This window comes from Burkholderia sp. BCC1988, assembly GCF_905339895.1.
Lineage (GTDB): Bacteria > Pseudomonadota > Gammaproteobacteria > Burkholderiales > Burkholderiaceae > Burkholderia.
The window spans coordinates 224,530-237,480 of the sequence record NZ_CAJPHA010000001.1; the positions used below are offsets into that span (position 1 = coordinate 224,530).

Consider the following 12,951-nt stretch of genomic DNA (forward strand, 5'->3'; position numbering starts at 1 on the left):
GGGCGCAGCGCTCACCGGCGACCGAAAGCCACTGGACGCAGGCGGCGCAGCCAAAGTCATCGAGTCTCGCGTCACGGACGGGCGGCGGTCGCGAGCGCGTCGAACGCATCGGCTTCCGGAAGCTGGAGCCACGACTCGGGGCCTGCGTCGATTTCTTCGACCGTCAGCAGACAGGCATCGAGTTCGCGACGCAACCGGACGTGATCGATCGACTGCCCGATGAACACGATTTCCTGCCGGCAATCACCGGTCGGCTCTTGCCATTTTTGCAGCACGCCATCGCGACGATAGTCGTCGTGCGGCCAGTCCGACCGAGAAACGAATCGCCACCATCGCCCCACGTAACCCCACTGGAACGCTCCGCCCGTCTGCACGAGCATGGCGATGTCGGCATATCGGTGCGCCGCCCAGACATATCCCTTGCAGCGAAGCAGTCGGCCGTTGGTCCAGGGGCGACGCAGCCACGCGAGCAGGCGCGCCGGATGAAACGGCGCACGTTCGCGATAGGTCCACGACGCGATCCCGTACGCATCCGATTCCGAGGGGCGCTCGTCGACCTGCATGCGTTGCATCCATCCCGGCGATTCGACGAGCGCCGGGAGATCGAAGCGCCGCGTATCCAGGACGTCTGACGGATCGACCTTGCCGTGCTGCATCGGCAGGATTCGCGCAGAGGGATTCAGCGACGCCAGAATGGCGCGCAGCCGGTCGAAACCCGCATGGCCGATCCGGTCGAGTCGGCTCACGAGAATCACGTTCGCGTATTCGACTTGTTCGATCAGCAGGTCCGACAGCTTGCGCGGCGGACCGGAATCGCTGCCGTCCGCGAGCGAGGCATCGCGCGTGACCGGTTCGGCCGACGCGATCATGTCCTCGAACGTCTCGCCGTCGACCACCGTGACGAGCGTGTCCAGCCGGGCGAGCTCGCTGAGGCTGAACCCGTCGCGGTCGAGAAACGCGAACGTCTCGGCGACCGGCATCGGCTCCGAGATGCCGGTCGACTCGATCAGCAGATAGTCGAAGCGACGCTGCCGCGCCAGCGTGCTGATCTGCTCGAGCAGATCGGCGCGCAGCGTGCAGCAGATGCAGCCGTTGCTCATTTCGACCAGTTCGTCCTCGCCGCGATGCAGCTCGACGTTGCGCCGCACATCGTCGGCGTCGACGTTTACTTCGCTCATGTCGTTGACGATCACGGCGACCTTCAGGCCGGCGCGGTTGCGCAGGATGTGGTTCAGCAACGTCGTTTTCCCGGCGCCGAGGAAGCCGGACAGCACGGTGACCGGAATCCTCGGCGGCGCGGCGGCCGGCGCTCGCCGGTTTCCCGGCGTCGTCATGCGTTCTGCCCGGACGCGCGATCCAGGTAGCCTTCGAACAGGTCGACCACGACGTAGCCGTCGTCGGCGGCGTCGCCCCACAGATCCTTCACGCGGAACTCGACATGATAGGTCGGCTGATGCGCGGCGCCGGTGTCGCCGTGGCCGATCGCGTCCGGGAATGGCCACGATTCGGTCGTCCGGTGCAGCACGATGCCTTCCTTGCCGCGCACGTAGCCCGGCGCGCGGATGTGTCCGCTGACGTATTCGTCGCGCACGACGACGCGATCGCCGACCTCGAACCGCGTCGAGTCGGGTGGCGCCGCCCGGCCGCCGGATCGCGGCGGGTTCGCGAGCCGGAAATGCGAACCGAGCGCGCGGTCGAGTTCGTCCTGCGTGAGCACGCCGGTTTCGACGAGCAAGGTTGCGGTCGCGATCACGTAGCGCTCGTAGTAGCGCGTGCCGACATGCTGGCGCACGTCGATGCGTTCGACTGCGTGACGTACCTCGTCGACGCTGAATTTTTTCAGTGGGTCCACGCCGACGAACATCAGGCTGTACGCGAGATGCTCCCAGTCTTCCTTGAAGACCGGCTTGTAGCCGAGACTGTTGATCGTGTGCGGCACCGGGCCGAAACCCTGGAATCCGCCGAGGTCGTGAAAGCCGTCCATATGAGGTGATCTCCGAGATGAAGGTCGAGAGCGAAACGGGGGGCGCGTCAGTGCGCGCGCGGCAGCGCAACGCCGATCAGCACGTCCTTCGTGACGAGCGTGCGCAGTTGTTCCTCGGTCATGTGCTCGCTGCCTGCCGGCCGCACGGGCAGCACGAGATAGCGGCTTTCGGCGGTCGTATCCCAGACCTTCACGACGACGTCGTCGGGCAGGTCGGTGCCGAGCTCCCGCAGCACCGTGCGCCCTTCGCGGACGAGCCGCGCACGATATTCGAAGCCCTTGTACCACTCGGGCGGGAGCCCGAGCACCGGCCAGTTCGTGCATGAGCACAGGCTGCAGACGATCACGTTCTTCAGCGTCGGCGTATCTTCGAGCGCGACGATGTATTCGCCCTGCGGGCCGGTGTAGCCGAACTGCGCGCACGCGGCCGTGCCGTCCTTCAGCAGCAGTTCGCGAAATGCCGGGTAGACCCACGCACGCGCGACGATGCGCGCGCCGTTGGCCGGATCCCACGTCGTGGACATCAGCTCGGTCAGGCCTTCGATATAGCCGTCGGGGATCAGGTTCTTTTCTTTCATCACGCGAAACAGCGCCCAGGCACGTTCGCCGGGCGTCGAGGCTGTTTCCGCGGAAGGGGTCGCGCTCATCGTGGGGCTCCTTATGGTGGTTCGGGTTGACCGCCGCCGTGGCGTTGCGGCTGCCGTGGCGGGGTGCAAAGGCGTGGTGTCGGCCACGCTCGACGAGCAGGGTAAGAAGAGAAAAAGCGCGGTTCTTTGCCGGCACGGATCGGAAACTATGCTGAGACGGCCCCGCCGCGCGGCAGGGGCCGACGCGCACCGGATGCACGGCGATTCGCGGCATCGACGGGGCGCCCGGCACGCGACGGCGGCCGCCTGCGCACGTTTTGCGACCGCCGTATGGCACTGGCAGCACAGGTCCGCCACAGCCAATTTCTTGTTCCGCCGGAAAACAGAAATGCGGATTTTGCCTTTCTATTCTCACCCTCAAGCGACGGCCGTTCGATGTCGCGAATCGCCGGCACTCACCCGAGTACCGGCGGAACAACAGTCAGCCAGCACTCCGCGATTTGATCGTCCGGCAACGGTTCCCGTTCGTCGTACGTCGAGCGTGACGGTGTCTGCGCATCCAGGTGAGGAGCATGATGGACAACGTCAACAGAATGAAACTGAAGCGAATCGCGCGCTGGATCGGCTTGTCGCTGATGGTCGTCGCGTCGCATTACGCGGGCGCGGTCGAGGTCGATCCCGGCGACTACGAGCAGTATCCGGTCGGCGCGACGATCGGCGTGCTGTACTACAACTATTCGGCGACGAACGCGTACTACGCGAACGGCCACCGGACGTCGGATTTCGACCTGCAGTCCAATGTCGGCATCGCCCGTCTGCTGCATGTGTTCCAGCTCACCGACAGGCTCACGATCGATCCGCAGGTGTTGCTGCCGTTCGGTCACGTCAGCAGCTTCGGCAACGCCGGCACGCTTGGCAGTACGAACGGTGTCGGCGACGTGATCCTGACCGCGCCGTTGAAATTCCGCCTGAACGAAGCGAAAGACGTCGTCGCCGCGACGGTCTACGTTTACGCGCCGACCGGGAGCTACGACCAGAACCGCGGTCTCAATCTCGGCGCCAATCGCTGGTCGCTCGATTTCCAGGCGGCCTACATCAAGCACTTTTCGCCGCAGTGGGCGCTCGATCTCGTCGGCGACGCGATCTGGTACGGCAACAACACGTCGTACGGCGCGAGCGGCACGACGCTGCATCAGCGGATGAGCTACAGCGCACAGGCGATGGTGCGTTACATGCCCGATCCGGGCACGTCGCTCGGGATCGGCGTCACCCAGCTCTGGGGCGGTGAAACGAGCGTCGGCGGCGCGGACAACAACGACGCGCTTCGCACGACGCGCATGCGGATCACCGCGGCGAAATTCGTGACGAAGGCCGATCAGGTGCAAATCCAGCTCGGCACCGACCTGAGCGTGCGCAACGGCCCGAAGAACAGCCTGCTCGCCGGCCTGCGTTACGCGCACATCTTCTGACGACCCGCCTGCGCCGGGATACGCCCGGCGCAGGCCGCTCCTTGTCCCCCACGTCGATACCTCGACATCCGATTCCCTTTCCAGAGAGGTCACGCATGGAATCCGCCATCGACAAACACCTGATCTGCCCGCGGACGCTGTCGCGCCGCGTCGCCGACGATTACCAGCCGCCGTTCCCGATGTACGTCGCCCGGGCCGCCGAAGACCTGAGCCAGGTCGTGATGGGCTATTTCGGCGTGCAGTATCACGGCGCCGACAAGCGCGCCACGGCGCTGGCCGCGTTGCGCCGGATCGTCGCCGATTTCGGTGCGCAGGACGGGCCGAACAACTTCGATCTCACGCAACACACCGACGACCAGGGCTACGAGAACCTGATTGCCGTCGGCTACTGGCGCGATCCGGCCGCGTATGCGCGCTGGATCGCGTCGCCGGCACTCGTCGAATGGTGGGCCTCCGACGCGCGCCTCGCGGACGGGATCGGCTACTTCCGGGAAATCGTCGCGCCGCGCGCCGAGCAGTTCGAGACGCTTTACGCATTCACGAGCGATTTCCCGGGCGTCGGCGCGATCATGGACGGCGTCAGCGGCGAGATCGAGGAGCACGGCTACTGGGGATCGATGCGCGACCGGTTCCCGATCTCGCAGACGGACTGGATGCGCGCGGACGGCGAGCTGCGCATCGTCGAGGGCGATCCGGCCCGAGGCGGCCGCGTGATCGTACTGGCTCACGACAACATCGCGTTGATTCGCTCCGGTCAGGACTGGCGTGCGGCCGAGCACGACGAGCGCCGACTGTATCTCGAGGAGATCGAGCCGACGCTGCGCAGCGGAATGGAATTCCTGCGCGACAACGGCACGGACGTCGGCTGCTACAGCAATCGCTACGTGCGCTCGATCGATCTCGACGGCAACGTGCTCGACGAGAGCTACAACATCGGCCACTGGCGCTCGCTCGACCGCCTCGAGCGCTGGGCCGAATCCCATCCGACGCACCTGCGGATCTTCGTCACGTTCTTCCGCGTCGTCACCGGGCTGTCGAAACTGCGGCTGTATCACGAGGTTTCCGTCTTCGACGCCAGGCATCAGGTCTACGAATACGTGAACTGCCATCCGCGCACCGGGCTGATGCGCGACGCCGTCGCCATCGCCCGCTGAATCCCGCCGGCACCGCCGGGGCCGGCGGTGCCGCTTACCGAACTGGAGAACGTCGATGGCCATCAAACGCCCGACCCGCGAACAACTGTCCGACATTGCAGCCGGTTTCGGCTTTCATGTCGATTCCCGCCAACTCGCCGAATACGACGAGGCGCTGCAGGCGAACTTCGACGCGTACGACGCGATCGACGCGCTGCCCGACTATCTGCCCGTCGTCGCGTATCCGCGCACGCCCGGCTACCGCCCGGAAGGCGACGAGAACCGTTACGGCGCGTGGGCGCGCAAGAGCACGATCCACGGCGCCGCCGACGGCAAGCTGCGCGGCAAGACGGTGGCCGTGAAAGACAACATCTGCGTCGCTGGCGTGCCGATGCGCAATGGCGCGAGCACGTTCGAGGGCTACGTGCCCGATATCGATGCGACCGTCGTCACGCGCGTACTCGACGCCGGCGGCACGATCGCCGGCAAGGCGACCTGCGAGTACTACTGTTTTTCCGGCGGCTCGCACACGAGCGCGTCGGGGCCGGTGCACAATCCGCGCAAGGCCGGGCACTCGTCCGGCGGCTCGTCGTCCGGCAGCGGCGCGCTCGTCGCGAGCGGCGACGTCGACATGGCGCTCGGCGGCGACCAGGGCGGTTCGGTCAGGATCCCGTCCGCCTATTGCGGCATCTACGGGATGAAGCCGACGCACGGGCTCGTGCCCTACACCGGCGCGATGCCGATCGAGGCGACCGTCGATCATCTGGGGCCGATGACGAGCACCGTGCTCGACAACGCGCTGCTGCTCGATGTCATCGCGGGTGACGACGGGCTCGATCCGCGCCAGCGGGCGTTGCCGCCGCGCACCGACTATCTCGGTGCGATCCGCGACGGCATCGCAGGCCTGCGGATCGGCATTCTGCGCGAGGCGTTCGGGCTCGCGAATTCGGAGAAAGTGGTCGACGAGGCCGTGCTGGTCGCCGCGCACCGGTTGCGCAAGCTGGGCGCGAGCGTCGAAGAAGTGTCGGTGCCGTTGCATGCGGCCGGCACCGCGATCTGGCTGCCGATCGCGGCCGAGGGGGCGACGCAGCAGATGATGAAGGGCAACAGCCACGGTTTCAACTGGGGCGGCCTGTACGTGACCGGCATGATCGATCATCACGCGGGCTGGCGCGAGCGCGCCGACGAGTTGCCGGATACCGTGAAGGTGACGATGCTGCTCGGCGAATATTTCACGAGCCGGTATCGCGGGCGCTACTACGCGAAGTGCCAGAACCTCGCGCGGCGCTTGCGATCGGCTTACGACGCGGCGCTGCAGTCGTACGACGTATTGGTGATGCCGACCGTACCGATGCGCGCGTCGAAACTGCCGGAGCCCGATTGTGCGATGTCCGAGTCGCTGACGCGGGCGTTCGAGATGCTCGCGAATACCGCGCCGTTCGACGTGTCCGGGCATCCGGCCATGTCGCTGCCGTGCGGGGTGGCCGACGATCTGCCGATCGGGCTGCAACTGGTCGGGCGCCGCTTCGACGAGGCGACGCTTTACCGCTGCGCCTATGCGTATGAACAGTCTTCCGACTGGCGGCAGACGACATTCGCATGACAAGTCCTGAGCGGTAGCGCATCGCCGCCGCGCCGCGTGCCGGTCCGACCGGCAACGCGGCGTACACGGCGATCGATTGGACAATGCGCTTTTGAACGGGCACGCTACCGGCTGCGTGTTTGCTAACCCATGTGGGGCACGACCATGACGATGCGTCCTATCGCGCGCGCCGCAAGCGGCGACGCGCCCGGCCCGGCGTCCGACAGCCCGCCGGACGAGCGGACGAATTCGGCCATCGAGGTGGCGACCGAAGGCTCGCTCAGCCAGCGTATCGAATTCTGGCGCGAGACGATTCTGCGCCTGTTCGCGGACGTGCAGATCGCGGCCGTGCAGAAAGACGATTTCTTCGGCCAGGTGCGGCAGCGCAAATGCGAAAAGATGCGAATCTCGGAAATCCACGCGAGCGAGCAGGCCGTGATCCGGCGGTATCGGCAGGCGCGCAGCGAGTATGAGGACAAGTATTTCGGCGTGTTGATGCTCGAGGGCAGCCAATCGGTCGAGCAGGACGGCAAGATCGTCACGCTGCACCCCGGGGATTTCGCGATCTACGACGCGACACGGCCGCACCACCTGCAGTTCGGCCAGTCGTGGCGCGAGATCGTCGTCAGCATTCCCCGCACGACGCTGAACCAGCTCGTCGTCGGGATGGAACACCGCACGGCCAGCCCGACGCAAACCGGCGAGGGCGTCGGCAGCGTCATGCGCGCGTTTCTCGAGCAGATGTCGTCGCAGATCGGTAGCGTGACCGAGGACGAGATGCGGCAGTTGTCGGATACCGCGATCTCGCTGATCGCGATGACGCTCGGGGGCATGCAGCGCAACGACCTCGCGCAGTCGAGGATGAAGGCGTTGACGCTGACGCGTGTGAAGCGGCATCTGCTCGAGCACCTGCACGACCCGGAGCTGAACCCGCTGATGATCGAGCGGTCGATCGGGATTTCGTCGCGGTACATCAACAAGCTGTTCGAGGCCGAGAACACGTCGCTGATGCGTTACGTATGGAACCTGCGGCTCGAACGGTGCGCGCAGGATCTCGTGAATCCGCAATGCGCGGTGCTGCGCGTGTCCGACATCGCGCTGCGCTGGGGATTCAACGACATGTCGCATTTCAGTCGCGTGTTTCGCGAGCGGTTCGCGATGTCGCCGCGGGCGTGGCGCGAGCAGGGCAGCAAGCCACGCGCGTGACGCGTCCCGGGCCGAGTCCGTGGCGGGCAAGCGGCGATCGGAAGCGGCTGGACTTCGACAGGCGCGGCCGCCGTCAATGCATCGCGCGCGGCGCGTGCGCCGGCCGCAGCGCGTGCGGGTCGCCGGCATCGGCTGCGCGCAGCGGGCCGCTGCTTCCCGGTTGCGTCGACACCGAGAAGCCGAATGTGTTGACGCCGCCCGCGCATGCGACGAACACGCTGCCGCCGTGCATCTCCGCGACGGCCTTGACGATCGACAGCCCGAGTCCGTGATTCTCCTTGCTGTTCGCGCGCGCTTCCTCGAGCCGGTAGAAGCGCTCGAACACGTGCGCGCGCTGCGCCGGGTCGATCGGTTCGCCGGGGTTGGCGACCGACACGTCGACGAGCGTATCGCGCGGCGTGATCGTCACGTTCAGCGTCGCGCCGGGCGCCGAATGCTGGATCGCGTTGATCAGCAGGTTGGTCATCGCGCGGCGGAACAGCGACGGGTCGACGGCCGCGCGCGCATCGCCGTGCAGTTCGGCGCGCAACTGCGCTTCGTCGAGCGGAATCTCGAGGAAGTCGAGCATGCGGCGCACTTCGTCGGCGAGCGACACGTGCTTCAGGTCGGTCGCGCGTTCGCCGCGATCGCTGCGCGACAGGAACAGCATGTCGTTGATGATCACGCGCAACCGTTCGAATTCCTCGAGGTTCGACTGCAGCGTCTGGCGCATCCGGTCGACCGAGCGGTCGCGGCTCGTCAGCGCGACCTGGGTCTGTCCGATCAGGATGCTGATCGGCGTGCGCAGCTCGTGCGCGACGTCCGCATTGAACGCCTCGAGCCGCGCGTAGGTCTGCTGGATGCGTTCGAGCGCGCCGTTGAACGACGCGGCGAGATCGCGCAGCTCGGTCGGCAGCGCGTCGGTGTGCAGCCGCTGGCGGCGGTCGGTGGCGCCGATGGCCGCGGCGTCCTGCGACATCCGTTCGAGCGGCGCGAGCCCGAAGCGCGCGACCGCGCGGCTCAGCAGCAGCGTGATGACGGTGGCGATCGCGATCAGCGCGGCGAGCGTCCACGCGAAACGACGCAGCATGCGCTGCGTGCGCTCGCACGACGACGCGACGACCAGCTTCAGGTCGGGGCGCTCGCCGCTGCCTGCGATCGGGACGGTCTTCGTCATCACGTCGTAGCTGCTGTGGTTCAGCGCGTACTGCTGGAACGCGCCGAACGGTTCGCCGACGGGCACGCCGTCGACCGGACGGCCGAAGCGGAAGTCGGCGTCGGGGCTGTCGACCTGGTAGCGCGTCGAACCGTCGGGCGGTTCGAGGTCGGCGAGCTTTTCCTGCATCAGGCGGCCGCGCGCGGCCGTGGTCGCGTGCGACACGATCATCTGCGCGACCTTCGCGCGCGTGTCGATCGTCGCACGCAGTTCGGCGAGCAGCTGGCGCTCCATCATCACGAACAGCCCGCAGCCGACCAGCGTGAACACGAGCAGCGACACGATGCCGAACATCGCCGACAGGCGCAGGGTGATCGAGCGTTTCATGCGTGCCGCTCCGCGTCGCCGTCCTCGCGCGCCTCGAGCACGTAGCCCATGCCGCGGATCGTATGCAGCAGCTTCTCCGCGAACGGGCCGTCGAGTTTCGCGCGCAGGCGCTTGATCGCCGTCTCGACGACGTTCGCGTTGCTGTCGAAGTTCACGTCCCACACGAGTTCGGCGATCGTCGTTTTCGACAGCACCTCGCCGCTGCGCCGCGCGAGCACGCCGAGCAGCTGGAATTCCTGCGCGGTCAGGTCGAGGCGTGTGCCGTCGCGGGTCGCGCGCCGGCCGATCAGGTCGACGCGCAGGTCGCCGATCGAGATCAGCGTCGATTCCTGCACGCGCGCGCGGCGCGTCAGCGCGCGCAGCCGCTCGATCAGCTCGAGGAACGAGAAGGGCTTGGTCAGGTAGTCGTCGGCGCCGCCGCGCAAGCCCCGCACGCGATCGTCGACGCGGTCGCGCGCGGTCAGCATGATCACGGGCGTCTGCTTCTGCGCGCGCAACGCGCGCAGCACGCCGAAGCCGTCGAGCTTCGGCAGCATCACGTCGAGCACGACCACGTCGTAGTCGAATTCGACGGCCTTCCACGCGCCGTCCTCGCCGTCGAGCGCGGTGTCGACGACCCAGCCTTCCTCGCTCAGGCCGCTCTTCAGGTATTCGACGACTTTCGGTTCGTCTTCGACGATCAGGACTTTCATGGGCGGGTCCGCGTAACCGGGTTAGGGGGTGACGCTCGTGGCGGGGCGCGGGCCGGCCGCCGCGACGTCGGTCGGCGCGGCGCCGCCCGTCGCGGCGCCGTCCCAGCCGCCGCCGAGCGCCTTCGCGAGAAACACGACGAGCGCCGCGCGCTGGCCCTGGATCTGCACGGCCTGGCGCTCGCTCGTCAGCAACTGCTGCTGGGCCGTCAGCACGTCGATGAACGGCGTCAGGCCGCCCGCATAGCGGTCTTGCGCGAGCGACACGAGCTTGCGCGCGTCGTCGACGGCCGCCGACGCCTGCTGCGCGGCTTCGGCCAGCACCGACAGGCCCGTCACCGCATTCTGCACCTCCTGGAACGCGGTGAGCACGGTCTGCCGGTAATTGGCCTGCGCGGCGACGTAGCCGGCCTGCGCGAAATCGACGCCGGCCTTCAGCTTGCCGCCTTCGAACAGCGGCTGGCTGACCGACGCGCCGATCGACCACAGCAGCGCCGGCACGGTGAACAGGCCGGAGAAGCGCGTCGCGTCCCAGCCGAGGTCCGGCGACAGCGCGATGCGCGGGAAATACGCGGCGCGCGCGACGCCGATCTGCGCGTTCGCCGCGGCCATCGCGCGCTCGGCCGATGCGACGTCGGGCCGGCGCTGCAGCAGGTCGCTCGGCATCCCGGTCGGCAGCGCGGGCGCGTTGATCGGCGCCACGCGCGGCGGCAGCGAAAACGCGGGGGCCGGCGTGCCGACCAGCGTCGCGATCGCCGTCTCGACCTGAGCGCGCTGCTGGATCAGCAACTGCGCCTGCGTGCGCGTCGCGTCGAGCTGCGCGCGTTGCTGCAGCAGGTCGAGGCCGGACACCGCGCCGAGGTCGTGGCGCGCGCTCACGTAGTCGAGCGCCTTTTGCTGCAGATCGATCGAACGCCTGACGACGTCGATCTCGGTGTCGAGCTCGCGCAGTGCGAAGTAGCTCGATGCGAGATCGGCGCTCAGCACCAGGCGCGCGTTCGCGAAATCGTCGCGCGCCTGCTCGGAGCTGGCCTGCGCGGATTCGACGCTGCGCCGCACGCGGCCGAACAGGTCGAGTTCGTAGCTGACGCTCGCGGCGACCTGGATGTCGTTCTGCACGGTCGACATGCTCTTCGTCGCGTAGTTGGTCTGAGGCCGGTCGGCGGAGATCTTGAAGCGCTGGCCGCTCGCGTTCAGGCCGACGGCCGGATACTGCGCGGACGCGACCGATGCGAGCGTCGCCTTCGCCTGGTCGTAGCGCGCGGCGACGGCCTTCAGGTTCTGGTTGTTGCGCAGCGCGTCGGTTTCGAGCGCGTCGAGCTGCGCGTCGCCGAACGCGGTCCACCACGCCGGGTCGAGCGGCGCACGGGCCGGCGCGGCCGGGTGCCAGTATGCATCGGCCGGGTCGAGCCGCCACGCGGCGGGCGTCTCGACGGCAGGGCGCCGGTAGTCGGGGCCGACCGTACAGCCGGTGAGCGTCGCGGCTGCGACGACGGCCACGACCGCTGCGGGGGGCAGGCAGGCGCGCAGCGCGCTCACGACTGCGCTCCCGCGGCCGCGGAGGCCGGCTTCACGACCGGCGGCGCCTGCACGATCACGGTGTCGCCGTTCGCGAGCGCATCGCTCGGGTTCGCGACGAGGCGGTCGTTCGGCGTCAGCGGGCCGTCGACTTCGAGCGTCTGCCCGATCGTGCGCGCGATCGTCACCGCCTTCAGGCGCACCTGGCCGTTCGCGTCGACGGTCGCGACCGTCGGCCCTTCGGCGCGGAACAGCAGCGTGTTGGCCGGAATCTGCAGGCGGCCGACCGGCGTCATCGGCAGGGTCGCCTGCACGTATGCGCCGGGCAGCAGCCGCCCGTCCGGGTTCGGCAGCGTGATCTCGATCTGCAGCGAGCGCGTCGCGACGTCGATCGCCTGGGACGTGCGCGTGATGGTGCCGTCGAAGGTCTGGCCGGGCAGTTCTGCCTGCGCGACGCTCACGCGCTGGCCGACCTTCACCTGCTGCGCATAAGCCTGCGGCACCTGCACGTACAGGCGCAGCCGGTCGGCCTGCACGACCGTGAACAGCGCACGGCCCGCGTTGCCGGAATTGACGAGGTCGCCGACGTCGACGTTGCGCTGCGTGACGATCCCGTCGATCGGCGCGACGATGCGCTGGAAGCCTTTCAGCTCGGTGAGCCGGCGCATGTTCGCATCGGCCGCCGCGAGGTTCGCGGTGCCCTGGTTGAACGCGCCTTGCCGGTCGTCGAGTTCCTGCTGCGACACCGCATCGCGCTGGCGCAGCTGCTGCGCGCGGTCGAACGACGTCTTCGCGAGCGCGAGCGCGGCCTGCGCCTGCTGGCGCTGCGCGGTGGCCTGCGCGAGTTCCTGGTTCAGCTCGGGCGTGTCGAGTTCGGCGAGCAGCTGCCCCTGCTTCACGTGCGCGCCGATGTCGGCCTGCCAGCGCAGCACGTAGCCGCTCGCACGCGCGTAGATCGGCGCTTCGACGAAGCCGCGCAGCGTGCCGGGCAGCGCCAGCTTGCCGCCGGTGGCCGCATCGACCGGATGCACGACGTTCACGTACTGGCGCGTGTTCTGCTCGGCCACCGCGTCGAGCTGATTCCGGTTCAGCACATTGACGACGATCGTGCGCGCGGCGCCTGCGGCCAGCAGCACGCCGATCACGACCAGGACGACCCGCCCGCGCCGCGACACCGACGTGCGCGTCGGCAGGTGCATGCCGTGTTCGTCCACCTGGATGCCGACGGAGCTGTGATGTTTCTCTTCCATGAATTGACCGG

Annotated in this window: 11 protein-coding genes; 4 read left to right on the forward strand and 7 right to left on the reverse strand. The window is 67.9% G+C overall.

Annotation, left to right across the window (positions count from 1 at the left end; all coding sequences use genetic code 11):
• Nucleotides 1-71: 71 nt before the first annotated feature.
• The 3 genes from U4012_RS00945 to nthA are packed head-to-tail and all read right to left on the reverse strand — an operon-like array spanning nt 72 to nt 2,631.
• Nucleotides 72-1,334 (reverse strand): GTP-binding protein, encoded by a 1,263-nt coding sequence (locus U4012_RS00945; protein WP_321795369.1) that lies wholly within the window; start codon nt 1,332-1,334, stop codon nt 72-74.
• Nucleotides 1,331-1,984 (reverse strand): nitrile hydratase subunit beta, encoded by a 654-nt coding sequence (nthB, locus tag U4012_RS00950; protein WP_321795371.1) that lies wholly within the window; start codon nt 1,982-1,984, stop codon nt 1,331-1,333. The genes U4012_RS00945 and nthB overlap by 4 nt, the downstream gene beginning before the upstream one ends.
• A 47-nt stretch (nt 1,985-2,031) precedes the next feature.
• Complete coding sequence (gene nthA / locus U4012_RS00955) at nt 2,032-2,631, reverse strand: nitrile hydratase subunit alpha (protein WP_321795373.1); 600 nt, start codon at nt 2,629-2,631, stop codon at nt 2,032-2,034.
• Nucleotides 2,632-3,143: 512 nt separating this feature from the next.
• Between nthA and U4012_RS00960 the strand changes: the two genes are divergently transcribed.
• The 4 genes from U4012_RS00960 (at nt 3,144) to U4012_RS00975 (ending at nt 7,961) form a co-directional block, all read left to right on the forward strand.
• Nucleotides 3,144-4,040: a transporter gene (locus U4012_RS00960; protein ID WP_321795375.1), complete on the forward strand. Its 897-nt coding sequence runs from the start codon at nt 3,144-3,146 to the stop codon at nt 4,038-4,040.
• A gap of 95 nt (nt 4,041-4,135) precedes the next feature.
• Nucleotides 4,136-5,194, forward strand: a complete 1,059-nt coding sequence (locus U4012_RS00965) for a phenylacetaldoxime dehydratase family protein (protein ID WP_321795377.1) — start codon at nt 4,136-4,138, stop codon at nt 5,192-5,194.
• A 55-nt stretch (nt 5,195-5,249) separates the two neighbouring features.
• Complete coding sequence (locus tag U4012_RS00970; RefSeq protein ID WP_321795379.1) at nt 5,250-6,776, forward strand: amidase; 1,527 nt, start codon at nt 5,250-5,252, stop codon at nt 6,774-6,776.
• 144 nt (nt 6,777-6,920) lie between these two features.
• Nucleotides 6,921-7,961, forward strand: a complete 1,041-nt coding sequence (locus U4012_RS00975; protein ID WP_044843148.1) for a helix-turn-helix domain-containing protein — start codon at nt 6,921-6,923, stop codon at nt 7,959-7,961.
• Nucleotides 7,962-8,034: 73 nt separating this feature from the next.
• Here U4012_RS00975 and U4012_RS00980 read toward each other — a convergent pair whose 3' ends face one another.
• Genes U4012_RS00980 through U4012_RS00995 form a run of 4 tightly spaced genes read right to left on the reverse strand, consistent with a single transcriptional unit; the run spans nt 8,035 to nt 12,940 of the window.
• The gene (locus U4012_RS00980; protein WP_321795383.1) at nt 8,035-9,483 is read right to left on the reverse strand and encodes a heavy metal sensor histidine kinase; all 1,449 of its coding nucleotides are present in this window, start codon (nt 9,481-9,483) and stop codon (nt 8,035-8,037) included.
• Entirely contained in the window at nt 9,480-10,175 is a 696-nt protein-coding gene (locus U4012_RS00985; protein ID WP_044843022.1) for a heavy metal response regulator transcription factor, read from the reverse strand. The genes U4012_RS00980 and U4012_RS00985 overlap by 4 nt, the downstream gene beginning before the upstream one ends.
• Nucleotides 10,176-10,196: 21 nt before the next feature.
• Nucleotides 10,197-11,702 carry an efflux transporter outer membrane subunit gene (locus U4012_RS00990; RefSeq protein WP_321795997.1) on the reverse strand — a complete coding sequence of 502 codons (1,506 nt, stop codon included), beginning with the start codon at nt 11,700-11,702 and terminating at the stop codon, nt 10,197-10,199.
• Between the two features lie 5 nt (nt 11,703-11,707).
• Nucleotides 11,708-12,940 carry an efflux RND transporter periplasmic adaptor subunit gene (locus U4012_RS00995; RefSeq protein ID WP_321795385.1) on the reverse strand — a complete coding sequence of 411 codons (1,233 nt, stop codon included), beginning with the start codon at nt 12,938-12,940 and terminating at the stop codon, nt 11,708-11,710.
• Between the last annotated feature and the right edge of the window lie 11 nt (nt 12,941-12,951).

Coding starts and splice junctions, on each gene's coding strand:
- nthA (WP_321795373.1), bottom strand. CDS start 2,631: ATGAGCGCGACCCCTTCCGCGGAAACAGCCTCGACGCCCGGCGAACGT.
- U4012_RS00980 (WP_321795383.1), bottom strand. CDS start 9,483: ATGAAACGCTCGATCACCCTGCGCCTGTCGGCGATGTTCGGCATCGTG.
- U4012_RS00995 (WP_321795385.1), bottom strand. CDS start 12,940: ATGGAAGAGAAACATCACAGCTCCGTCGGCATCCAGGTGGACGAACAC.
- U4012_RS00960 (WP_321795375.1), top strand. CDS start 3,144: ATGATGGACAACGTCAACAGAATGAAACTGAAGCGAATCGCGCGCTGG.
- U4012_RS00965 (WP_321795377.1), top strand. CDS start 4,136: ATGGAATCCGCCATCGACAAACACCTGATCTGCCCGCGGACGCTGTCG.
- U4012_RS00985 (WP_044843022.1), bottom strand. CDS start 10,175: ATGAAAGTCCTGATCGTCGAAGACGAACCGAAAGTCGTCGAATACCTG.
- U4012_RS00970 (WP_321795379.1), top strand. CDS start 5,250: ATGGCCATCAAACGCCCGACCCGCGAACAACTGTCCGACATTGCAGCC.
- U4012_RS00945 (WP_321795369.1), bottom strand. CDS start 1,334: ATGACGACGCCGGGAAACCGGCGAGCGCCGGCCGCCGCGCCGCCGAGG.
- nthB (WP_321795371.1), bottom strand. CDS start 1,984: ATGGACGGCTTTCACGACCTCGGCGGATTCCAGGGTTTCGGCCCGGTG.
- U4012_RS00975 (WP_044843148.1), top strand. CDS start 6,921: ATGACGATGCGTCCTATCGCGCGCGCCGCAAGCGGCGACGCGCCCGGC.